Raw genomic sequence first — 21,097 nt, forward strand, 5'->3', positions numbered from 1 at the left:
AGAATTGCAAAGCAGCGGCACGGGACCGTCAGTGTTTTGTCGCGTCTGGCGGTCCCACCCCTTTTCCTTTAGCGCGAGCCGATGCGGGTAAAGAACGCCGCGATCTCTGATGCTGCGCGATCGGGATCCTCGCGATGGGGAAAGTGGCCGACATCTCCAAACATCGCGAGATCGAGATTTGAAAAGGTCTCGCCAAGCCGGTCGGTCCATTCATAGGGAAACAGCGGGTCATGCTCGGCCCAGCGAACACAGGTCGGCACGCCGATCGGTGGTAGCGCCGGCGCTTCACCCTTCATCATCCTGACCCGGCCGGCATGGGCTGCGCGGTAATGCGCGAAGCCACCGGCAAGGTTTCCGTCTTTAAGGAAATTGTCGGTGAACGCCTCGAGTTGATCGTCAAAGACGTGCTTGCGATGCGACCAGGCTTTCAGGAAATGCCCGATGTAGCGCTGGCAGCTTTCGCGGCTCGCGCCGACGAGGGCAGGCGCCATCTCCATCTGGTGAAAGGATTGATACCAGATGTTGTTGAGGCGCTCCGGCTCCGCCATCCGGGGTCCTATTCCGGGATAGACGAAATCGAAGAAGAAGAGCCCGGCGATGCGCTCGGGCGCCAGCCGCGCCAGCGGCTGCATCAATGCCCCGCCGACATCGTGACCGACGATACCGGCCTGCGGCAGCCTAAGCGCATCCATCAACGCCAGCATGTCGGCGGCCTGCTGGTCGGGTCCGAACGGCCCCTCCGGCTTGTCGCTGTCGCCGAAGCCGCGCAGGTCGGGTGCATATAGCGTGAAACGATCGGCGAGCCGCGTCATGACAGGCTCCCAGGTCAGCCAGAATTCGGGCCAGCCATGCAGCAACAATAGCGGTCGCCCGGCACCCGTGCGGGCCACGTGAAGTGCCGCGCCATTGGCCTGAACCGTCAAATGCTCCATTTTTGCCTCCATTTTTGCATTCTGGCGCCGACGCGGATTTCTTGGCCCCGTGCCTTGTCTGGCCGGCCATCCTCGCCTAGAACTCGCCCCGACCGCGGGCCGAATCTGCCCGTCATGGCGCCTGGAGAGGTGGCAGAGTGGTCGAATGCACCGCACTCGAAATGCGGCATAGGTGCAAGCCTATCGGGGGTTCGAATCCCTCCCTCTCCGCCAGTTCTTAAATCTTCCGCCACTTTCTCCCCGCGAGAAGCTTTTGAAAAAAATGCGTTTCCGGCCTGCACGAGGGGGCAAGTGCGAAGCGCGTACTGCTATTTGCGGGGAGCACCCGCTTTTCCACGTTCGGTGGGCGCATTCCATGCGGACCGTCGGCCTCGCCGTGGGGCTTGCTATTCGGATTCCGCGCCGCGGATGATGTTCACCAGCCCGTCGGGATTTGCCGGGAGGTCATTTCCCCGCCACGCCACATGTTGGTCAGGCCGGACGAGGATCAGCTTGCGCGCAAACAACGTCGCCGCTTCAGGTCTTGATATATCGAGCACTGTCAGCGGAACGCCTGCAGCCGCTGCGGCATTCGTGAGGCTCGATACGTCGATGTCCGGGTCCAGGCGCAGCAGGGTGTAGAACGGTCCCAACGCGTCATAAAGCGAACGTCGATCGGCGAGCCAGATATGGGGCAGGCGGGCGCCCGGAACGGTCGATGGCGTGAACTCTCCCATCGTGTAAGGGGGCGCGGCTTCACCATCGTAGACGATGATCGGCGATCCCCGATAGAAATAGCCGAAGTTCAATCCCGCGCAGCAATACTGCTGCACGTTGAGGTCATAAGTCGTCTTGCCGATCGCGGCGCGATAGGCGTCGGCTTGCGGTCCGTCGGCCTCGATTTCGTGGCTCACGGATTTTCGCGCTTGGGCCATTGCATGCGCATGGTCCATCGCGAAATGCGAAACCTGATCGGTGATCGGCAGCCGCTCGGCTGCATGGGCCGCCAAAATTCCTTGCTTGCCCCAGCCTTCGAGCCGCGCCGCCAACAGCCAGCCCAGATTGGCGGCGTCGGCAATGCCGGCATTCATGCCGTACCCGGCATAGGGTACCCAGAGATGACAAGCATCGCCGCAGATGAAAACCTTGTCGTCGCGCACCTTGTCGGCGATCAGGCGGCGCCCGACCCAGTCTTCCTTGCTGAGCAGTTCGTATTCGAAATCCTGGTCGACGCCGAGCACGGTGCGGATTGCGGCGTCGCGGTCGACCGCCTCAAAGTCCGTGATTCCCGGCTTGAGATAGACATGGACCAGCCAGTTCTGCCTGCCGTCGATGGCGTAAACGTTGCCGGATTGCCGCGCATTCAGTGAGAAGGATCCCCATGCCGGAGTGCCGCCTTGTTCGAGCAGCATGCCGAGCAGCTTCGGCGCGCGAATGTAACTCGACTGCACATGCTGCAAGGCGACGTCGCCGCTCAGTGTCGCGCCGATTTTCTTGCGCACCAGCGAGCGGCCGCCGTCGCAGCCGATCAGGAACTTGCAGGAAATCTCGATCGTTCTGCCGTCCGCGGTGGCAAGGGCCGTGACGCCCTCCGCGCCTTGCGTGAAATCGACCAGGGACGTGGCGTTGAAAATGCGTGCGCCTGGCATTGCCGACAGATGGGCGGACAACACCGGTTCGAGGTAGATCTGGTTGATCCGGTGCGGCGGCTCCGGCGTCGGCCACCAGGTATCCGGGCCGTCCTTGGCCGTGTAGCGCTCGGCGCGGCACGGAATTTTGATGCGCGTGATCTCGCGTCCGAGAAACGTGGTGCGATAGACCACATCGTTGGGATAATCCGCCGGCAATCCGGCGTCACGCACCTTTTGCGCGACGCCGAGCCGGCGGAAGATTTCCATCGAACGCGCGGAGACGTGGTTCGACTTGACGCTGGGCGGCTCGCCCGCCGCGCGGGATTCCAGCACGATGACGTCGACGCCGCGCCAGGCCAGGTCCATTGCCAAGGTCAACCCGACCGGACCTGCGCCCGCCACAACGACATCGGCATGAAGTCGCTCGGCCATTTCCCTGTCTCCGCGCACGGCTGTCTATTGGGCTATCTTGATATTGCCGGCACGGGCAACCTCTCGCCACCGTTCGAGATCCGCCGCGATAATGCGCGAAAACTCTTCCGATGAATTACCGACAGAATCGATGTTGAGCAATTTCAGGCGGGAGACGACGTCCGGCAACCGCGCGATGCGGACGAATTCAGCCTCCAGCTTCCTGACAATCTCGGGTGGCGTTGCCGCGGGCACGAATATGCCGCTCCACAACACCGCTTCGACGTCGGCGCCCGCCTCCTTCATGGTTGGCACATCGGGCAAACTGTCCATCCGCTTCGGCGCAGCAACTCCAAGCGCGCGGGCTTGACCGCCGTTGACCTGACTGGTTACCGGCCCGGCATCGGCGATGGTGGCGGTCACATCGCCCGAGATCACCGCGGTGACGGAATCGTTGGCCCCCTTGTAGGGGATCATCTGCATCGTCACGCCGGTCTTCTGTTTGAACAGCTCGGTCGCGAGTTGGAAGGCGGCGGAGGAACTGGAGTAGTTCGCCTTGTCCGGATTCGCCTTTGCGTAAGCGACGAGGTCGGCCAGCGACTTGAACGGCGACGTGGCGTTGACGATCAGGATCAACGGAAACGATCCAAGCTCGGACACCGGCTGGAAATCCCGCATCGTGTCGTAACTCAGCTTCTCATAGACTGCCGGATTGATCACCATCGCGCCGCTGGCACCGACCAGCAGCGTGTAACCATCGGGTGCGGAGCGTGCGACGTATTCGGTGGCAACGATCGCGCCCGCGCCGGGCTTGTTTTCAATGATGACCGGCTGGCCAAGACTTTCCGACAGCTTTTGCCCGACGACGCGGGCGATGATGTCGTTGCCGCCTCCTGGCGTGAAACCGACCACGATGCGAATCGGCCGGCTGGGATATTTGTCCTCGTCGGCCGCATGTGCAGGACCGAGATAGCTCAAACAGATGGTGGCCAACGCCAGGCGGCTAAAGATTTTCATCATTTCGATCCCTCCCGGGGCAAGATGCATTCATGCGCAACTTGAAGCAGGCTGAACAAGTTTTGATGGCCCGCTAGAGCGGCGTAATCTGGACATGCAGGACGGCAGCAATTCCACCGTCGACAGCCGCGAGGCAGCGATCGACCGCAGCGGCGAGTTCATCCGGCTCGTTGACGAATTCACCGTGGGCGCCGAAGGCGCGGCCGATGTCGGAAAAGCGTCGTTGCTCGCCTTGCCGGCCCGAGCGCAACTGCGATTGAAACGAACCGGTCTCGGCGGCGACGCCCTTCGGATAAACCCGCTGTACCGACGACTTGACCGCTTGCCAGCCGCCATTGTCGAGCACGACAGTGAAAATCGGAATTTGATATTGCTGGGCGACAGCGAATACCGAGTCGGGCGAAGAGAACTGAAAGCTGCCATCGCCGATGATCTGCACAATGCGCCGCCCGGGCTGCGCCAGCTTCAGGCCCAGCGCCATGCCGCCGCTAAAGCCGAGCCCGCCGCCGGCGAGCCCGACATAGCTTCCCGGCCGCGTGCGGCGGATATGCTCCTGCACCAGCGGCGCGTTGCGGATCGCTTCGTTGACGACGATATCCTCCTGCGACAGCGCGCGGTTTAAGGTAGCGAACAGATAGGCCGCGCTGATCGCCCCTGGCGCGCCCTTGGTCGCAGCGCCGGCAGCACGCCGCCTGTCCGCAGCCTCGCGGGCACTGCTCCAGCCAGCAATCCGGTCGACGACGCGTTTGCGATAGCCGTCATCCGCGCGCGCCGCGACCGCTTCGAGCACCTGCCGCAGAACAGTCGCGCAATCAGCCTGGACCCTGATGTCGGTCGGGAATCCCCACATCGGGAAATCCGACTTCAACGGGTCGATGTCGATCTGGATCCAGTCGATGGCTTCGACGCGCTTGGCGTATTGCGGCACAAAAGGCACGTCGGTATCGAGCAGCAATCCGACGTCGGCCTGTTCCAGCAGAGGCAACGGATCGAAGCCGGCAAAGCACGGCAATTCCTGCGAAACATTGAGATAGATCGAATTGAACTCCGCGATCCGGATGCCGCAGGCAAGTGCGAGGCGCTCGAGCGCCGCGACGGCGTCGGCATTGCGCCCGAGATAGGCCGTCAGCGCGATCGGATTTTCCGCCGCCATTAATCGCGTGGCGATGGCGTCGACGCGGGCAGGGTCGATGCCACCGACCGCGACGCCGCCATACCGCGCGGGATTATAGGTCGGCATCCGCGCTTCGTCCCATTCCTCGGCGAGAGTTTCGCGCGGCAGCATCATGTAGACCGGCCCTGGTGGATCGCTGTGCATGAAGGCGCCGGCGCGGGCCAGCGCTTCCTTCACGACGATTCCCGAGGGCAGCGAATATTCCCATTTGACGTAAGGCCGCACGATGCTGGCGATGTCGAAGGGATCCTGCACAAAGTGCACATAGGTATCGCGCGATCCGGTCAATTCGCCATGCAGCGTGTAGGGCGCGCGCCCGGCGAACAGCATCACCGGCAGCCGATAACGAAACAGGTTCTGAATTGCCATGCAGGCATTGGCCGTTCCGGCATCGACGTGTACGAACACCGCCTGTCCCTTGCCGGTCGCCAGTGCGTAGCCGCCGGCCATATGAACGGCGACGATTTCGTGCGGGCAGAGGATCACTTCCGGATGCTTGCGGCCCTCCCGGTCCCAGCGCGCGATCTCCTCGATCAGCGAGACATGATCGGTGCCGAGGTTGGCGAAGATATAGTCGACGCCGAGGTCGACGAGACCTTCGAGGAAGTAATGCGCGGCACTGTGACGGCTCACTAGCTTTCTCCTTGTGCTTCCTTGGCGGCCTTGTTCCTGTTCTTATTCGATGACGGATCTGACGTGGTCTGTCAGGGGTGGCCGCCGACCGCGCGACGGATGATGCCGGCGGCGTCTGTCACATCGCCGTCCGAATCCCAGACGACAAATTGATCGGGCCGGACCAGCACGAGCGCCGCCTCGTAGAATTCCCGCGCTTCCACATTGTCGTCCCTGACCAGCTTCAGTGGCACGCCGCTGGCCTCGGCGGCGCGCATGATCGCGGCGGTGGCAGCTTCCGGCGCGCCGAGATCGAGCAGCGTAAAACCGGAGCCCAGTTCCTCGAAGACATTGCGGCCCGATGCGAGCTCGCGCGGCGCCAGATGATGTCCAGCTCGGGCTGCGAATTCATGCGACCCGATTGCGCTGCAGGTGGTTCCGGGCCGACCCGCGACGATGGACGAGCCCTCGTAATTCGGCTCGAACGAATTGACTTCCGAGCGCGCGCCGGACGAGCGCGCCAGCCACTCGGCCTCAAAGGCATCCTTGTCGATCGCGGGATCGAACCTGGCCAGGAACTCCTTGTCGGCGTGGATCGCCTTCTCGATGAAATCTCGCGCGGTCGATGCGAATACCGGCCGCCGCTCCTCTCCGTAGGAATTCAGCAGATCGGCTCCGGCCCAGCCCTGCAGGGTCGCGGCAAGCTTCCAGCCGAGATTGGCGACGTCTTCGAGGCCGGTATTTATGCCGTAGCCGCCATAGGGGGGATGGCTGTGCGCGGCGTCGCCGGCGATGAAGACGCGCCCGACGCGATATTGATCTGAGATCGCGACGCGCAGGTCCCAAAAACCGGTGTGCTCGAATTCGACGTCGAATTCTTCACCTACCGCCGAATACAGATAGCGGCGGAAATCGAAATTGTCCCTTGTGGTGCCGAGCGGCACCGGCGCATGGAAGAACCAGGTGGTGCCGAGATCGACGCGGCCGAAGAACTGCCAGTAGCCCTTCAGGTCGGGATGCAACACATTGTAGAATGACTTGTTGGGGAAGCGTTCCAGCAGCCTGTGCAGGCCGGTCGAGCGAAATACCAGCAGCACCATCAGCCGGTCGTGGTCGGACAGGGTCTGCGTGATGCCGGCGGCGTCGCGCACCAAGGAGCGACTGCCGTCACAGCCGACCACATAATCCGCCCGCAGGGTGCGACGACGATCGCTGTTGCGATCGGCAATCGCCACCTGCACGCCGTCCGGATCCTGCTCGATGCCGGCGGCGCTCCAGCCGTAGATTGTTTCGACGCTCTGCAATTGGCTCAAGCGATGCCGCAACACCGCTTCGGTGGCATATTGCGGCAGCCTTTCGTTGTCGGTGAAGTAATATGGCCGCACCAATTCGCGCTGCAGCCAGTCATATTTGTAGCCGCTCAACAGCGTGCCGTAGGCCGTCATGCCGCCGATGCCGTAGTCGCGCGGAATCGTACGCGCCGCACGAAGTTCCGGCTCGGCGCCCCAGAAGTAAAAGTGCTCCAGCGTGCGCTGGGTCAGGTTCTGACCCTTCGGGATCGGTTGCGGACTGATGTGGCGCTCGACCAGAATGCACCGCACGCCGCGCTGGCCGAGTTCGATGGCGAGGCCAAGACCCACCGGCCCGCCCCCGACGATGATGACTTGCGCTGGAGATTCGGGGGGCGTGTTCATCTGGCTTCTTGCGATTGGCGTGAATTATCGGCTCGGCGCGCGCGCACGGCGAAATGAGAGCAGTACCTCCGTCGAGTCAATCATAATCTTATAATATAAGATTTTGGCCTATAGTTTTGGCGCGGCCGAAGCCTGACAGGCCGAGATATCGAGCGCCACGCGCCGGACCTCGGCGCCGATTTGATCAATCAGGGCGCCGGTCACCAGGCTGCCGGCAATGGTGACGCAGACGCTGGCGATCGGATAATGGCGGTCGTCGAGGATCGGTGCGGCGATGCCGACCGCGCCGGGCGTGACCTCGCCATAGGCTACGGAAAATCCGGCCTTGCGAACCTTTTTCAGGCTCTTCAAGACATCATCGGCGGTGTCGCCGAGGCCGACCGATTGCAAGTCGGCGAGGTTACGCTCGACCAGCGGCAAAAGCCGTGGCCGCGTCAGAAACGCCATGATCGAGCGCGCGATCGCGCCGCGCCCAAGCGGCATCGGCCGGCCGCGCGGGTAGGAGCTGATCGGGTTTTTGGTGGAGGATTCGGAGGCTACGCACAGAATTTTGTTGCCATACCAGCGCAAAACCATCGCCGTGCAGGAATAGGCCGCAGTCAGTTCTTTCAGATAAGGCACGCCGTGCAGAACCAGCGCGTCTGAGCGCCGCGTCAGGTAATCCAGCTCGACGACCTTGGGCCCCAGCGTGACGCCGGAGTTGCGGGTCGACATCAGGAAGCCGGCGTCTTTCAGTATCTTCAGATAGCGGTACAGCGTCGGCCGACTATAGCCGAGCTCGCGCATCAGATCCTCGGGCATCCATTCCAGCCGTTCCTCGGAAAACACTTCGAGAACCGCCAGCACCCGTTCCAGACTATTCGTTGGTTTCATGCCTCACGCCGCATGGTCTGACATCGCTCCAGTTTTCCGCGCGGGCGGCGTTGATTTGCTTAAGGGCAGATACTTTTCCCGATCCGGCAGAATCAATCTTGAACTGGCGGATGATCGGCGCATTATACAATATAATCTCACATTAAGAGATTTTAGCAAAAAAAAGTCCGCGGGCTGACTTGCCGGTGGGCAAATAGGAGGAAAGCGTGGCGATCGATTCCGCAAGCGGCATGCATTCGCGCCGAACGGTGCTGGGGATTCTCGCCGCGGCCGTTGCCCCCATGATACCCGGCCGGGCTCACGGGCAGTCGCAACAAACGATCCGGCTCCACGTTCCGTTCTCGCCAGGCACAGGGCCCGATCTGCTCGCGCGTATCCTCAGCGAGGAATTGCGGCAGCGCTGGAATCAACCGGTCATCGTCGAGAACAAGCCCGGTGCGAGCGGCAACATCGGCACGGACCTGGCGGCGCGCGCGGCTCCTGATGGCCACGCGCTTCTGGTGACCGTCAATACTTTTGTGATGAATGCGAGCTTGTATCGCTCGATCCCCTACGATCCGGAAAAAAGCTTCACTCCGATCGTGGAGATCGCGACCGGAGTCCTTGCGCTGGCTGTTCATCCATCGCTCAACGTCACCACGTTCCCGGAATTGATCGCACTTGCCCGCGGCAAGCCGGGCGAGGTCAACTATGCTTCGCCCGGCCGAGGCACGCCACAACATCTCGCCATGGAGCTCTTGAAGCTGACGGCGCAGATCAACCTGACGCACATTCCTTACCCGGGCTCGGCCGGCGCGCTGAAGGACCTTGCGGGCGGACACGTCTCGGCAATGTTTTTACCGATCCACACCGCGCTTCCCCTCGCCGAAACGGGTCAAATTCGGATCCTGGCTGTGGGCAGCCAGGCTCGGGCGCCGCAGGCGGCGCAGGTGCCGACGCTGGCCGAGCTTGGCGTAACCGGTTTCGACGTCGATTTGTGGTATGCGGTCCTTGCTCCGGCCGGTACACCGAAGGCCACCGTCGATCGCTACAATGCGGTTTTCAATGAAATCCTTGCGCAGCCGGGCGTTCGCGAAATTCTCGGCAAGCAAGGTTTGATCGCCCAAGGCGGCGCGCCGGAGCGCCTGGCAGAGCTGATCGCCAAGGATCGCCTGCGCTGGGCCAAAGTAGTCAAGGATGCCGAGATTACTTCAGAATAGATGGGTAGAGGCTTGTGCGGAGCTTCTCTCGGAATAAAGCGGCATCGGATGAAGGTGCCGGAGAGTTCCTCCGGCTCCAGCTTCCGATCAACTCGCCTCTACACAAACCAGCTCGGCCCTACCCCGCTCGGTGATCTCCGCGATCTTGCCGTCGACGATGTGGATGCGGCGGTCGGCGCGGGCGGCCAGTGCTGGATCGTGGGTCACCACGACCACGGTCTGGCCCTTGTCCGCGATGTCGCGGAGGATCGAAAACACCTGTTCGGTCGAGGCCGTATCGAGAGCGCCCGTCGGCTCGTCGGCCACGATGATCTCGGGGCGGTTGGCAAGCGCGCGGGCGATGGCGACGCGCTGGCGCTGACCGCCGGAGAGCTGGTTGGGACGCTTGTTGGCGTGCTCACTAAGTCCAAGCGAGTCCAGCAGGGCCAGGCCGCGCTCGCGCATCTCAGATTCGGCCATAATGCCCGCGGCGCGCATCGGCAGCAGCACATTGTCGAGCGAGGTGAACTCCGGCAGCAGGAAATGAAACTGGAACACGAAGCCGCATTTGGTCAGGCGGACATCGGCCCGGTCCGACTCTGACAATTTCGAGGTCGGCTGACCGCAGATGATGACCTCGCCTTCGCTGGGCGCATCGAGTAGGCCCAGCAGATAGAGCAGCGACGATTTGCCCGATCCCGACGGCCCGGTAATGGCGACGAACTCGCCCTTGTTCACCGCAAGATCGATGCCGTTGACGAGGGTGTGCGAAACAGCGCCCTCGATGCGGCGAACCAGATCCACCGCCTGCAAAGCGACCTCGGTCATGATGCCCCCCGGATGATTTCAACTGGATGGACGCGCGTCGCCTTGCGCGCCGGGAAATAGGCCGCACCTGCGCAGCAGAGCAGGGATATGCCGCCGGCGATCACGTAGTGCATCAGCGAGTAATAGATCTGCAGCGGTACGGTCGTGCCCGTCAGCGGATTGAAGATCGTGATCTTCGACCAGCCGTAGCAGAGCAGGTAGCCGAGGATCCACCCGAACAGGATGCCGACCACGCCGATGATGATGGATTCGATGATGAAGATCCGTCGCACCGCATATTCGCGCATGCCCAGCGACTTCATGATCGCGATGTCCTGGCGCTTCTCGTGGGTGATCGTCGAGATGATGTTGTAGGTGGCAAAGGACGACGTCAGCAGCATCGCGCCCATCACGGTGAGCACGATGAAATCGCGCACGGAAAAGGTCGACAGCAAGTCCGCATTGGCCTCCTGCCAGGACACCGACTTGTAGCCGGTCTGCGCTTCGACCTGGGCTGCGACCTTTTGCGCCGCCATGGGATCGGTCAGCCGCAGCCGCAGCTGGTTGACGACCCCGCTTTGCCCCATCATGAGCTGCGCCGGCCCCATCAGCGAATAGATCTGGCTCTCATCGACGCGCTTCAAACCGGAGCGATAGAGCCCGGCCACCGTCGAATTCAGTTGGACGCCCTGGCCGCCGATCAGGAGAACGGTGTTGCCGGTTTTTACGCCGAGTTTTTCGGCCAGCGCCTCGCCGACGATGATGCCGTTCGGCGTACGCTGGAGGTCGTCGAGCTTTCCCTCGCGCATTTGCGCGGCGAGTTTCGAGACGTTGACCTCGCGGCGCGGGTCGATACCGGACAAGGTGATGCCGATACGCGCGCCGCCGTGATTGATGATCGCGGTGGTTCTCACCGAGGGAGCCACGTCGCCAGGTATCCAGGAGCGCAGCGAGCTCATCACCGATTCCGGATATTTGATGCCGGGCCGTTTGCCGACATTGGCAATGTCCGGCATCTGGACCGCCGCATATTCCTGCTCTGCGGGCTGCGTCGGCACCGAGCGCCGCTCATCCTCGACCGTGATATGCGGCATGGTGTCGACGAGCTGCCGCAGGAAGTCGATCTGCGAACCCTGCATCAGGCCCGCCATCATGATGGTGAAGCCTACTCCCATGGACACACCGGCCATACCCACCAGGGTTTGCCGCACCCGGGAGCTGACATGGGTCCATGCAATGCTGAACAGAAGTTTCACGGCGGTTACCGGCTGTTGCTGATGAAGCTACGACGCGCGTCACTGACGACGGAATCGATGTGGGCGGTCATGGCTGCCGAAATCACCGCATCATCGGGATCCGAAGGCGCTGTGGTGACCGAGGCTACCACGGTCGCTTCGGGTGTTGCGCCCGGCTGATCGGTCGGTTCACTCACGGGCGCCGGTTCCGCGGCTCTGGTCAGGCTGTTGTCGATGCGAATCCTGGCGCCGTCGGCGAGATCCCTGCGGGCGGGCGAAAGCACGGTGGTGCCCTTGGATATGTCGCCGATGATTTCGGTGTTGCGGCTGCCGCGAATGCCGACCGTCACGGGCACGCGTTTGATCCGGCCGTCATCGACCATCTGAACCGAATCGCCTGCGACGGCCTCTGCGGGCACGACGATGGCCGCCGGCTTTTCGCGGAAAATGATGTTGGTCTCGACTGACATGCCGATCCGCAGCGGCGTATCCTGTGGCAGCCGCAAATAGACGCGGAAGGTCTTGCGGGTCGGGTCGCCCTTCGGCGTGATCTGGGAGACCGTCGCGCGCAGCGCCCTTCCGGGGAAAGCCTCGCTTCGCAGAAAAGCCTTCTGGCCGGCCGCGATGCGGTTGATTTCTTCCTCGTTGATTTCGGCAACGACCTGCATCGGGGCAGGCGGTCCCACCCAGAACAGGACATCGGTGGGGCCGGCGATCTCGCCGACCTCGCTGTCGCGCCGCAGGACCATGCCGTCGAGCGGAGCTCTCAGCAGCAGCGAGTCGAGCCGCACCTTCTGCGCGGCGATCTTCGATTTTGCTTCCTCGAGCTTGGTCCAGCGCTGCTCGTACTCGGTACGCGCAGCGTCATTCTTGTCGCGATCCTTCTCGGAGCGCGCCAGATCACGTTCGAGCTGGCCTCGATTGATGTCCATCTGCTCCAGCGCGCTGCGCTCTTCGGCGTCGTCCTGGCGGCCGAGGATCTGGCCGGCCTTGACCACCTGTCCCTCGCATTTGCAAAGCTCGACCAGCCGGCGGCGCTGCAGCGGCACCACTTTGGCCCAGCGCTCGGGCTCGACGGTGCCTGTTCCGTAAACGGCTTCGGAAACCGCCGCGAGGCTCGCAAAGCTGGTGGTCACCAACGGTGGATGAAGGAGGTTGGAATAGGCGTAATAGCCGGCCCCTGCGGTGGCGATGGCCAGAATTCCGGTTGCGACGAGATGCTGTAATTTCATGGTGCGTCCCCTTAACTCAGAAGCCAAATCGCTTGCGCAGGCCCGGCGGAACCTGGTCGAGCAAGTCACGGGCGTCGTCTCGCTTTGCATTCTTCACGGGAGCTGCCGCCGTGGTCTTGGGCCCTGCCGGCAATACGGCGACGTTGGATGACGCCGGTTGCGAGACCGCGGGCGCCACAGCGGCTACGGGCGCCGGCTGCACGACCGGGGGTGCCGGTGGGGGCGCCGCCGCCGCGGGCTGGTCCGGCTCTAAAGCTCTTTCGATACTCGCAGCCTTGCCCGCGCCAGCGACCCGCACGGCGCGCCAGGCTCTCGCGGCCACTACCGCGCGGCCGATCTCATCGCTCGTCATCTTCTTCATGAGCAGCGACATCAGTTGCCGCGCACCGTTGCGGTCCTCGTCGAGTTTGCTCGCCGAAGCAACGATGTAGGCCCAGGTATAGGCCTTCACATTGTCCTTGGCGATGCCGCGGCCGCTCGCGTAGAGGCCGGCAACGATCAAACTGGCATGGGCGTGCCCCTGATCGGCAGCGCGCAAGAACCAGCGAAATGCCTCCGCGTCGCTACGCGTACGGCCGATGCCTGCTGAATGAAGCGCCCCAAGATAGAACTGGGCATCATCATCGCCCGCTTGCGCCGCCTGTTCGTAATAATTGGCCATTTTCTGATCGGACGCGTAATCGGCAACGGCCGTGTGGGGGGCGATCAGCAGAGTCGAGCAGCAGGCCATGACGACAACTGCTCGCTTGATGGCCGCCGAAATTGCGTAACGAAATCCTGCCCGCAGTGATCGGCTTGAGGTCTGGTCGATCGATAGCAAATTTGGGATGCGCCGCATGTTGTACACGCCTTCAGCTTGGCTTCTCAGCCGGGATCGACGATCGCCTGCTTGTTACGAGCGGCTGACGGACCAAAGTCTCCCCACAGACCTCTCGCGAATTGAACCCTAGCCCACCTGCGCGCCGACAAATGTGCGGCCCATCACACATCTAGCCTGCCGCCGCCGGAACTCGGGTTTTCTTTGCCAGTTCCGTTCGGCGCGTATTGAGCGCGAAGCCAAGGGAAATGCGCTCGATGATGTGGCGCTTACGGAGCCAACGCTGAGGCTCAAGCCCGCAATCGAACCTGGGGCTTCGACGGCCCGTCGATCCTGATCAGGTCTCGCCAGGGGAAGCCAGGATGGTGACGGTCTGGCACGCCGATGCGCTTGCAACGAGACTGGTTGCAGAGCCCAGGCAGACGATCACGGAGGTCATCCTGGAATCGAAAACTCGCCCGAGCCTCTTGGCCCGAGCGAGCTTCTTTTCGTCATCTCGAATCAATAAGTGCGGTAGCAGACGTTGACCGGGCCGTAGGGGCTCCATTTCCAGCAGCTGTTGTAAGCGAAGAAACGATGGTGATGGTGGTGATGACCATGCCCAAAAAGACCATGGCCAAACCCGTGATGGCCGTAGCCCCCGTGTCCGCCATGCCCGCCGTGACCTCCCGCGAAAGCCTGGCCCGGGATGGCCAAGGAAGCGGTGGTCAACGCCAGAGCAGCAATCGCGGCGGTAATGATCGTCTTGATCTTCGTCATGGACGTCTCCGTAGGTTGGCCAGAGCGAGGATCGCTCCGCGATGATCCACCTCTAGAGGCGCTGGCTGCGATGCGATGCGATGTGATGAGGATCACGCGAGCTGGCGGGATCACCCAATTGGTGTGACCGGGGGAGTCAGGTATCTTCGTCACGCTGGCGCGATGATTTGCTGAACCTGGCCCGGGCTCAAAGCGCTATTCTCAAGGCTATCGCATGCAAATCGGCGAACTCTTCATCCTCGGCTTCTTCGGCAAGACGGTCCCGGTGTGGTTGAAGGAATTCGCCGCCCGCTACGGCCTCGGTGGCGCGATCCTGTTCGACTATTCCTGCCGGACGCAAGCATACGACAACAACATCGAATCGCCCGAACAGGTGCAGCGCCTCTGCGCGGAGATTGCCGCGCTGCCGTCCAACCCGATGGTGTTCATCGATCAGGAGGGCGGCCTGGTGCGGCGGCTGAAGGAAAGCCGCGGCTTTGCGCCGTTGCCGAGTGCCAAGGAATTCAACCATCTCGCGCCGGATCGCAAGCGCGCGATCCTCACCGCGAGCTTTGCCGAGATGCGCCGGCTCGGCATCCACTATGATTTTGCGCCGGTGGTCGATGTCGATTACAACCCCGAAAACCCCAATATCGGCGGGGTCAAGCGTTCCTTTTCCGCTGATATCGCCGAGGTGGAAGCCAATGCGCTGCTGGCAAACGAGGTCGCGCGGGCGCAGCGCATCGGCCTGTGCCTGAAGCATTTCCCCGGCATCGGCGGCGCGGTCGTGGATTCGCATCAGGAATTCATGGATATTTCCGATGCGCTTGTCCCCGAACAGGAAGAGCTGTTCTATTCGCTCGCGCCAAAGATGTTCGGCGATGCGGTGCTGGTCAGCCACGCTATCGTCAGGCAATGGGACAAGGACCGGCCGATGACGCTGTCCGCGGCGGGGCTTGGCCGTTTGCGCAAGCGCCTTCCGGACACGCTGCTGATCACCGACGACATGCAGATGCAGGGGTTGCAGAAGGCCCTGGGCACCAGGGAGGCCAGCCTGCAGTCGCTGAACGCAGGCATGGACATGCTCTGCATCGGCAACAACCTGTTCGATCAGGAGCAGGAGATGGTCGCCATCGCCGAATGCGTCGAACAGGGCCTGCGCGACAGGACCTTGTCCGGTTCGGCAATCGAGAAATCGATCGCGCGGGTAGCCAGGCGAAAGGCGCTCTTGATGGCCTGAGGGGCGGAACCCGGGATCATCGAGGTCAAATCCGCCGAACCATCTGTTGCCTTGCGAGGCCGTTGAGACTAAAAGCCTTTTTTCACCGGAAAGACCCGACGATGGCCCATAACTACGCGATCAACGACGACGTTCATCACCAGCAGCAGGGCCCGCAGGGCCGCGCCACGGCGAAGGAACGCAGCATCTACACCATCGTTACCTGCCTGCCGATCGAGTCCGACGGCCGCCCGCGCTATCGTATCAAGAGCAAGACCGAGAATATCGAGCGCGTTGTGACCGAGGAGCAGATCTCCAGGCTCGGCTGATCCCTCCGGGGCGCATCGGAACTGTTCGGCGCCGGCCTATTGGGCCTTCTCGTGCGCCGCGATGCCGATCGACTTGTAATCATAGGTCGGATAGAACTCGGTGCGGTAGCTGCCCCAGGCGGTGTTCTCGAGGATTCGGTTGACTTCGCGCAACCGCGATGCCGGCAGCCGTAGCGTCACCACCTGGCCTACTCCCATCATCACATACCAGCTCACGACCTCGACGCCGTCAGGTGGGAAAGCCTTGTAATATCCCTGCCGCTGGAGCTGCGCGTTGAGCTCGCTCAGCGGCCGCGACTGGTCGTGCTTCAGGAACACGGTCAGCATCACGGCGTTGTCGGCCGTCGGGGCCGCGTTCTCCGCCGGTGGCGATGAGGTTTGAGCCGCCGCGCCCGAACCGAACGCCAGGACGCCGGCCAGCACCGCCATTCTCGTCCATGATCCCTTTGCCTGCGACATCGCCGTCTCCTTTTTGGATTCGTTGCGGGATGATTTTGGGCCTCGATCATCGCGAGGCTGCTGGGGCCTGTAAATCGGAATCGGCGAACGGGGGGGCGCCGCCGCGTGTTTTCGCGGCCGGTTGTGAAGCAAATCATATGCGCGTGACGGGGCTTGCGCTAATCCGTGGCCAAGCGCGGCCGCCCCAGTCAGCAAGGATCGAACCGATGAAAACGCGGCGGATGGCCTATTGGTGGTTCAGGTTCGTCGTCTCGGGACGATTTCTCGAAAAATTCCTAAGGCTGCGTCGCCCCTGATCCGTCGCCGTAACGACAGCCGCCTGGCTCATCCCTCAACCCGGCGGATCTCTCATCCGGGCGACGCCGAGGTGCGCGGAACCGTGCGCCGGAACGGAGGCGGGGACCCGCGCGCCGATCGCTGCGGAAAGCGGGGAGGTCCCTCGGTTGAAGCCTATTAACAAAGTAAATGCGGCTACGTAAAAATGCGGGGGTAACCGGCTACAGCCTTCACCTTTGAACCATCCATTTTGATCTGAATCAGCCGGTTTCGAGTAAATTTCGGTCGGTTTGGGCCCAACAATGGAGCGTTTCGACCGATTTCTCCGTATTCTTACTGGTTGAGAAATTAACCATGAAAGAGGGTGGTGCCGATAAAATAGTTATATGTCAGGACAAGATCGTCGCACCGCTGATTCGCACTTCACGAAGTGGATGGAAAGCATCACACCTCTCGAAGAGAATCCTGAGATCGTCCAACTGTCCGCCGCGCGCTCGCGTGTCACGGAAGAGGCGAGCGCTACGATTGCCCGGCAGTTGAACGGGCCCCTGACGGCGTTGCTGCTCTACATGAATGAGATCAAGCAGCACAGCCACCAGTTTTCGCAAGCGCCCGGCAACCGGCTCTATCTGCAACAGGTGGTGGAGAATGCGCTTCAGCAAACCGAGCGCGTCTGCGCCCTGGTGAAGCAGATGTCGGACAATTATCCGGCGTCGGGCTCCGATGCCGCGTCTAAGCAGACAAGCGAGGCCCAGGCCCGCCACCCCGCGGATGGCGCCCGCAGGCCGGGCCAGATGTTCGCCCCGGAGACCGGCCAGAAGCCGCTGACCAAGCGCGAGCGCGAGGTGCTGAGCCTGATCAGCGAAGGCTGCTCCAACAAGCAGGGCGCCTTGCGGATGAGTATCAGCCCCAGGACATTCGAGAGCCATCGCGCCGAGGCCATGCGCAAACTTGGCGCCCGCAACACCGCGGATCTGGTTCGCAAGGCGCTGCTGCAGCCCGCCTGATTTTGCCCGAAAATGATGCCCGCGATGCGGGTTCAACCTGATCTCATCGGCGTTAGAGCTGCGTTTCGATTTCATCGAAACCCAGAAGGCGCCAGATCGCGCGTTCTGCCGTTCAGCACAGGTCTTCCATGAAGGCGCGAGCGCGCGGCGCGGGCCGCAAGGCGAGCGTCGGCTTGGGCTCTTCCGGGATGATCGTGATGGTCCACGCCGCCGGAACGCTCGACTTGTTTTCCACGATCGAGCGAACGTGGCCGGTGACCGGCGATTCGGCCGAACGCACGGTCGCGGTCCTGCCATTGAACTGGGCGATACGGAAACGTCGCACTTCCTTCTGATCGCTCGTTTCAAATGTGAACATGAGGGGACTCCATTGGTCCCCGCAACTATCCTCAGTCAACGTTATCCGGAGGTGAAAATCTCTAACCGTAGTAGTACGGCTAACCCGCATCGGCGATGCGGAGCGAACCTGTCCGGCTCTCGAAAAGACGTCTTGTGAGGTGCGCCGCTCGCAGATCGTTGCATCGGGAGCGGCGGATGTGATGGATGTGCGGTGTGGCCCTGGAAGGCGGCGATGCGCTCCCGGCGGATGTCAGCCAGCTGCGTCGGGAAACACCGCTTCCATCTTGGTCTTCAGCGTTGCCGCGTTGAACGGCTTGACGATGTAATTATTGACGCCGGCCTTCTTGGCGGCAATGACGTTTTCGGTCTTGGATTCCGCCGTGATCATGATGAAGGGCGTCTTGGAGAATTCCGGGCTGGCGCGGACTTCCTTGAGCAGGTCGTAGCCGGTCATCGGCTCCATGTTCCAGTCGGAGATCACGAGGCCGTACCGCTTGGTCTGCATCTTGGCGAGCGCGGCTGATCCGTCGCTGGCCTCGTCGACATTCTCGAAGCCAATCTGCTTCAGAAGGTTGCGGATGATGCGGATCATGGTGCTGTAGTCATCGACCACCAGGATCGGCATCGACAAGTCAAAAGCCATGTCCTTAACTCCGCGCAAACAGCAAGCCGCCGAACACAGGTGAATACGCATTGCACGCGAAAAGAGTCTCGATAGTTTCTTCTCGAACCCGCACCCGTCAGCACCGTGACAACTATCAGGGCTCTTTGAACAGCGCGTTAATTCGGCGGCGGCCGAAACGCCGCAAAGACCGGGATTGGTCGTAGTAATACGGTAAGGCGGTAAGGATTGCGCAATCCTCGCGCGCAACGACGGCGCGATGCGTATCACAGATCGGGCTGTGCCGCCGCTGGTTGTGGAAAGCGGTCAGGCGGCCGCGCAGTGGATGCGCGGATGCAGCAGCCGCGTGTACTGCGACTTGACCGTTCCGTAGCACTCGCAGGAAGTCTTGATCAGGCCGTCCACGTTAGTGATTTCGATATGTCCGCGGCTGTAGTGGATGAAGTTTGCCTGCTGCAGCGTGTTGGCCACCAGCGAAACGCTGTTGCGGCGCGCGCCGATCATCTGGGCCATCGCTTCCTGGGTCAGGACGAGCTTGTCACTGCCGGAGAGGTCGCGCGTGTGCAACAGGCATCGCGCCAGCCGGGACTCCACCGTGTGCGAGGCATTGCAGCCGGCAGTCTGCTGGATTTGCGCATAGACGGCGAGGCCGTGCCGCGCCAGCGCGGTACGCAGCGTTGCGCTCTGGTCTGCGGCAACACGGAGCTGATCGAGATCGATCGTCGAGGCGGCGCCGGGGACCAGCACCTCGGCGGTGTTCAGCGCAATGGAATCGCCGAGCGCGGAGAATGCACCGAAAATGCTGTCGCGGCCGATCATCGCGATCTGGACGTGCTCGCCGCGCGCGAGTTTGACGACCAGCGAGATGACGCCTTTGTGCGGGAGGTACGCACGCTTGAGCGTTTCGTCGACTTCGACCAGCACCATATCCTGGTTGAGATCGGCGGTACGCAGATGCGGACGAAGCAGTTCGAAGTCGTCCGCGGTCAGCGAGGACAAGAATCCATTCTGAGAACGAGGGGCTGAATCCAAAGCAGTCTCCTGCCTTACGGGCCAAGCCGGTCTCTGGCGTCCAATGCGTACAGTCCGAAATGAAGGATGCATTCTTGCACATTTCGTCGGCAAGAAGAATGGGCAAAATAGACGCACAGTCGGCGTTGCGTCGGGCCGTATAGAGAAGTGAGCACCCGGCCAGGTACGCCGCGCGGGCAACAACAGGCTCGACGAACGCAGCTGGACCGGGGACGACGCATTTGCACGCAGCAGATCGCCGGACGTTGCATCGACCGGGGCTGCTCATGCCGTGCCAGGTGTTTTCAAAATGGGTTCTTCGAAATGGCTGTTTCGAAAAGCGCTGCTCTGCTCGGCGGCGGCTCGAAAATCCGCGTCGACGACGACGGAGGCGCCACGATGGGTCGGCATTGGTCAGCACCGGTCTGTCGTCGAGCACCGCCGGGGCTGTTTCGAGATACGGGCAGGGCGATGCGAACGCCAGAACCCGCAACAATCAATGGGACGGCAATGCCGGTTGCATCGACCGCGACAGATCGAGCCTCTCGCGTCAACGATGGCACGCTACGGCGCGGCGCGTGCCAGGACCTGGCATACATCGCGGTCCGATCGCGCCAGGTGGTGGAACCGACCCTATACACTGTGCCGGGCAGACAGACCGGCGATTTGCAGAAGAAATGCGGTAGTGCACTGATTCGCAAGGCGAAACTGCCCGCGCGATCGTGTGGAAGGTCGTCTCTCTTTGCAAGGACGGCTGCAAAGCGCATTGAGCGCGTCCGCGCCACGAGGGAGGTGGGTCTTGCGTCGCAGCTTGGTGGTCGATGACGACCTGCACACCCGCCTTGCCATAAGCATATGGCTCAAGCGGGCGCGCCGCGGAACATTTTGAAGGAGAGGGCAAATACGGGCTGAGCTGCCAGGGAGAGGCCATGCGTCGACCTTGAGGAGGCGACGGAAGCCACCGGCACCTCCACCAAACCAGAAATACCAGACAGCCAACTATGAATGCGACTGAGGAATGATTGGACTGAAAGTAAGCTATCCGCTTCCGGGGGGCTGACATGACACGCGTTCTCATCGTCGATGACGATCCCATGGTCTGTGCGGCCATCGAGATCTATCTCGAGCGTCACGGCTTTGACGTGACGATAGCCGATGGCGGCGACGCGGGGCTTCGTGCGCTGGAAGATGCCGGCTTTGACCTGATGCTCGTCGACATCTTCATGCCGCACATGCGCGGCTTCGAATCGATCAGGATATTCCACGAGCGCGCGCCGACGGTTCCGTTGGTTGCGATGTCGGGATACGCCTTTGCCAACCTCGACTCGCCGGCGCCGGACTTTCTGCGCATGGCGCTCGAGCTCGGCGCTGCGCGCTGCCTGCGCAAACCGTTCACGCCGGGGGCGCTGCTGGCGATCGTTAACGAATGTCTTGCGGAAGCCCGGTCCCGTTTCAGCGGCGTCGTCCAATCGAACTAGCGACCGGATCTTCCTCTGTCGCCCGGC

The 21,097-nt window shown here is 62.1% G+C and carries 20 protein-coding genes and 1 tRNA gene; 6 read left to right on the forward strand and 15 right to left on the reverse strand.

What is annotated here, in order from left to right:
- Positions 1-68: 68 nt before the first annotated feature.
- The gene (locus tag ACVWVY_RS07460; RefSeq protein WP_456625764.1) at positions 69-932 is read right to left on the reverse strand and encodes an alpha/beta fold hydrolase; all 864 of its coding nucleotides are present in this window, start codon (positions 930-932) and stop codon (positions 69-71) included.
- Between the two features lie 123 nt (positions 933-1,055).
- Here ACVWVY_RS07460 and ACVWVY_RS07465 point away from each other — a divergent pair.
- Positions 1,056-1,145 (forward strand) — tRNA-Ser (locus ACVWVY_RS07465).
- 173 nt (positions 1,146-1,318) lie between these two features.
- On the opposite strand, the gene ACVWVY_RS07470 is transcribed toward ACVWVY_RS07465, so the two are convergent.
- The 5 genes from ACVWVY_RS07470 to ACVWVY_RS07490 all read right to left on the reverse strand — a co-directional run bounded on the left by ACVWVY_RS07470 (position 1,319) and on the right by ACVWVY_RS07490 (position 8,323).
- Positions 1,319-2,974 (reverse strand): FAD-dependent oxidoreductase, encoded by a 1,656-nt coding sequence (locus ACVWVY_RS07470; protein WP_456625765.1) that lies wholly within the window; start codon positions 2,972-2,974, stop codon positions 1,319-1,321.
- A gap of 24 nt (positions 2,975-2,998) precedes the next feature.
- Positions 2,999-3,973: a Bug family tripartite tricarboxylate transporter substrate binding protein gene (locus ACVWVY_RS07475; RefSeq protein WP_456625766.1), complete on the reverse strand. Its 975-nt coding sequence runs from the start codon at positions 3,971-3,973 to the stop codon at positions 2,999-3,001.
- Positions 3,974-4,043: 70 nt separating this feature from the next.
- A complete protein-coding gene (locus ACVWVY_RS07480) occupies positions 4,044-5,777 on the reverse strand; it encodes a thiamine pyrophosphate-requiring protein (RefSeq protein ID WP_456625767.1) in 1,734 nt (577 codons plus the stop codon).
- Between the two features lie 71 nt (positions 5,778-5,848).
- Positions 5,849-7,450 (reverse strand): FAD-dependent monooxygenase, encoded by a 1,602-nt coding sequence (locus tag ACVWVY_RS07485; RefSeq protein ID WP_456625768.1) that lies wholly within the window; start codon positions 7,448-7,450, stop codon positions 5,849-5,851.
- A 108-nt stretch (positions 7,451-7,558) separates the two neighbouring features.
- On the reverse strand, positions 7,559-8,323 hold the full coding sequence (locus ACVWVY_RS07490) for an IclR family transcriptional regulator (RefSeq protein WP_456625769.1): 765 nt from the start codon (positions 8,321-8,323) through the stop codon (positions 7,559-7,561).
- A gap of 206 nt (positions 8,324-8,529) precedes the next feature.
- Between ACVWVY_RS07490 and ACVWVY_RS07495 the strand changes: the two genes are divergently transcribed.
- The gene (locus ACVWVY_RS07495; RefSeq protein WP_456625770.1) at positions 8,530-9,522 is read left to right on the forward strand and encodes a Bug family tripartite tricarboxylate transporter substrate binding protein; all 993 of its coding nucleotides are present in this window, start codon (positions 8,530-8,532) and stop codon (positions 9,520-9,522) included.
- Positions 9,523-9,609: 87 nt separating this feature from the next.
- Here ACVWVY_RS07495 and ACVWVY_RS07500 read toward each other — a convergent pair whose 3' ends face one another.
- From ACVWVY_RS07500 to ACVWVY_RS07520, 5 genes are all read right to left on the reverse strand, one after another.
- Complete coding sequence (locus ACVWVY_RS07500; protein WP_456625771.1) at positions 9,610-10,329, reverse strand: ABC transporter ATP-binding protein; 720 nt, start codon at positions 10,327-10,329, stop codon at positions 9,610-9,612.
- Positions 10,326-11,564, reverse strand: a complete 1,239-nt coding sequence (locus ACVWVY_RS07505; protein ID WP_456625772.1) for an ABC transporter permease — start codon at positions 11,562-11,564, stop codon at positions 10,326-10,328. The genes ACVWVY_RS07500 and ACVWVY_RS07505 overlap by 4 nt, the downstream gene beginning before the upstream one ends.
- A gap of 5 nt (positions 11,565-11,569) precedes the next feature.
- On the reverse strand, positions 11,570-12,775 hold the full coding sequence (locus ACVWVY_RS07510) for an efflux RND transporter periplasmic adaptor subunit (RefSeq protein WP_456625773.1): 1,206 nt from the start codon (positions 12,773-12,775) through the stop codon (positions 11,570-11,572).
- A 16-nt stretch (positions 12,776-12,791) separates the two neighbouring features.
- Positions 12,792-13,613 (reverse strand): tetratricopeptide repeat protein, encoded by an 822-nt coding sequence (locus tag ACVWVY_RS07515; RefSeq protein WP_456625774.1) that lies wholly within the window; start codon positions 13,611-13,613, stop codon positions 12,792-12,794.
- 480 nt (positions 13,614-14,093) lie between these two features.
- Entirely contained in the window at positions 14,094-14,351 is a 258-nt protein-coding gene (locus tag ACVWVY_RS07520) for a hypothetical protein (protein ID WP_456625775.1), read from the reverse strand.
- A 214-nt stretch (positions 14,352-14,565) separates the two neighbouring features.
- On the opposite strand from ACVWVY_RS07520, the gene ACVWVY_RS07525 reads away from it, so the two are divergent.
- Both ACVWVY_RS07525 and ACVWVY_RS07530 read left to right on the forward strand, forming a co-directional pair.
- Positions 14,566-15,570: a glycoside hydrolase family 3 N-terminal domain-containing protein gene (locus ACVWVY_RS07525; protein WP_456625776.1), complete on the forward strand. Its 1,005-nt coding sequence runs from the start codon at positions 14,566-14,568 to the stop codon at positions 15,568-15,570.
- A gap of 101 nt (positions 15,571-15,671) precedes the next feature.
- Positions 15,672-15,878: a hypothetical protein gene (locus ACVWVY_RS07530; RefSeq protein ID WP_456625777.1), complete on the forward strand. Its 207-nt coding sequence runs from the start codon at positions 15,672-15,674 to the stop codon at positions 15,876-15,878.
- A gap of 36 nt (positions 15,879-15,914) precedes the next feature.
- Here ACVWVY_RS07530 and ACVWVY_RS07535 read toward each other — a convergent pair whose 3' ends face one another.
- A complete protein-coding gene (locus ACVWVY_RS07535) occupies positions 15,915-16,307 on the reverse strand; it encodes a hypothetical protein (RefSeq protein WP_456632134.1) in 393 nt (130 codons plus the stop codon).
- A 740-nt stretch (positions 16,308-17,047) separates the two neighbouring features.
- Between ACVWVY_RS07535 and ACVWVY_RS07540 the strand changes: the two genes are divergently transcribed.
- A complete protein-coding gene (locus tag ACVWVY_RS07540) occupies positions 17,048-17,620 on the forward strand; it encodes a LuxR C-terminal-related transcriptional regulator (protein ID WP_456625778.1) in 573 nt (190 codons plus the stop codon).
- A 112-nt stretch (positions 17,621-17,732) separates the two neighbouring features.
- On the opposite strand, the gene ACVWVY_RS07545 is transcribed toward ACVWVY_RS07540, so the two are convergent.
- The 3 genes from ACVWVY_RS07545 to ACVWVY_RS07555 all read right to left on the reverse strand — a co-directional run bounded on the left by ACVWVY_RS07545 (position 17,733) and on the right by ACVWVY_RS07555 (position 19,580).
- Complete coding sequence (locus tag ACVWVY_RS07545) at positions 17,733-17,978, reverse strand: hypothetical protein (RefSeq protein ID WP_456625779.1); 246 nt, start codon at positions 17,976-17,978, stop codon at positions 17,733-17,735.
- A gap of 231 nt (positions 17,979-18,209) precedes the next feature.
- Positions 18,210-18,602, reverse strand: a complete 393-nt coding sequence (locus tag ACVWVY_RS07550; protein WP_426531007.1) for a response regulator — start codon at positions 18,600-18,602, stop codon at positions 18,210-18,212.
- Positions 18,603-18,887: 285 nt separating this feature from the next.
- A complete protein-coding gene (locus ACVWVY_RS07555) occupies positions 18,888-19,580 on the reverse strand; it encodes a Crp/Fnr family transcriptional regulator (protein ID WP_456625780.1) in 693 nt (230 codons plus the stop codon).
- A 1,073-nt stretch (positions 19,581-20,653) separates the two neighbouring features.
- Between ACVWVY_RS07555 and ACVWVY_RS07560 the strand changes: the two genes are divergently transcribed.
- A complete protein-coding gene (locus tag ACVWVY_RS07560) occupies positions 20,654-21,070 on the forward strand; it encodes a response regulator (protein ID WP_456625781.1) in 417 nt (138 codons plus the stop codon).
- Positions 21,071-21,097: the final 27 nt, after the last annotated feature.

The sequence above is a fragment of the Bradyrhizobium sp. URHC0002 genome (assembly GCF_054059515.1).

Bases quoted from the DNA above. Each gene is read 5' to 3' on its own strand.
- ACVWVY_RS07545 (WP_456625779.1), bottom strand. From the start codon at position 17,978: ATGTTCACATTTGAAACGAGCGATCAGAAGGAAGTGCGACGTTTCCGT.
- ACVWVY_RS07550 (WP_426531007.1), bottom strand. From the start codon at position 18,602: ATGGCTTTTGACTTGTCGATGCCGATCCTGGTGGTCGATGACTACAGC.
- ACVWVY_RS07515 (WP_456625774.1), bottom strand. From the start codon at position 13,613: ATGCGGCGCATCCCAAATTTGCTATCGATCGACCAGACCTCAAGCCGA.
- ACVWVY_RS07500 (WP_456625771.1), bottom strand. From the start codon at position 10,329: ATGACCGAGGTCGCTTTGCAGGCGGTGGATCTGGTTCGCCGCATCGAG.
- ACVWVY_RS07535 (WP_456632134.1), bottom strand. From the start codon at position 16,307: ATGGCGGTGCTGGCCGGCGTCCTGGCGTTCGGTTCGGGCGCGGCGGCT.
- ACVWVY_RS07560 (WP_456625781.1), top strand. From the start codon at position 20,654: ATGACACGCGTTCTCATCGTCGATGACGATCCCATGGTCTGTGCGGCC.
- ACVWVY_RS07490 (WP_456625769.1), bottom strand. From the start codon at position 8,323: ATGAAACCAACGAATAGTCTGGAACGGGTGCTGGCGGTTCTCGAAGTG.
- ACVWVY_RS07475 (WP_456625766.1), bottom strand. From the start codon at position 3,973: ATGATGAAAATCTTTAGCCGCCTGGCGTTGGCCACCATCTGTTTGAGC.
- ACVWVY_RS07530 (WP_456625777.1), top strand. From the start codon at position 15,672: ATGGCCCATAACTACGCGATCAACGACGACGTTCATCACCAGCAGCAG.
- ACVWVY_RS07525 (WP_456625776.1), top strand. From the start codon at position 14,566: ATGCAAATCGGCGAACTCTTCATCCTCGGCTTCTTCGGCAAGACGGTC.
- ACVWVY_RS07470 (WP_456625765.1), bottom strand. From the start codon at position 2,974: ATGGCCGAGCGACTTCATGCCGATGTCGTTGTGGCGGGCGCAGGTCCG.
- ACVWVY_RS07520 (WP_456625775.1), bottom strand. From the start codon at position 14,351: ATGACGAAGATCAAGACGATCATTACCGCCGCGATTGCTGCTCTGGCG.
- ACVWVY_RS07485 (WP_456625768.1), bottom strand. From the start codon at position 7,450: ATGAACACGCCCCCCGAATCTCCAGCGCAAGTCATCATCGTCGGGGGC.
- ACVWVY_RS07460 (WP_456625764.1), bottom strand. From the start codon at position 932: ATGGAGCATTTGACGGTTCAGGCCAATGGCGCGGCACTTCACGTGGCC.
- ACVWVY_RS07510 (WP_456625773.1), bottom strand. From the start codon at position 12,775: ATGAAATTACAGCATCTCGTCGCAACCGGAATTCTGGCCATCGCCACC.
- ACVWVY_RS07540 (WP_456625778.1), top strand. From the start codon at position 17,048: ATGGAAAGCATCACACCTCTCGAAGAGAATCCTGAGATCGTCCAACTG.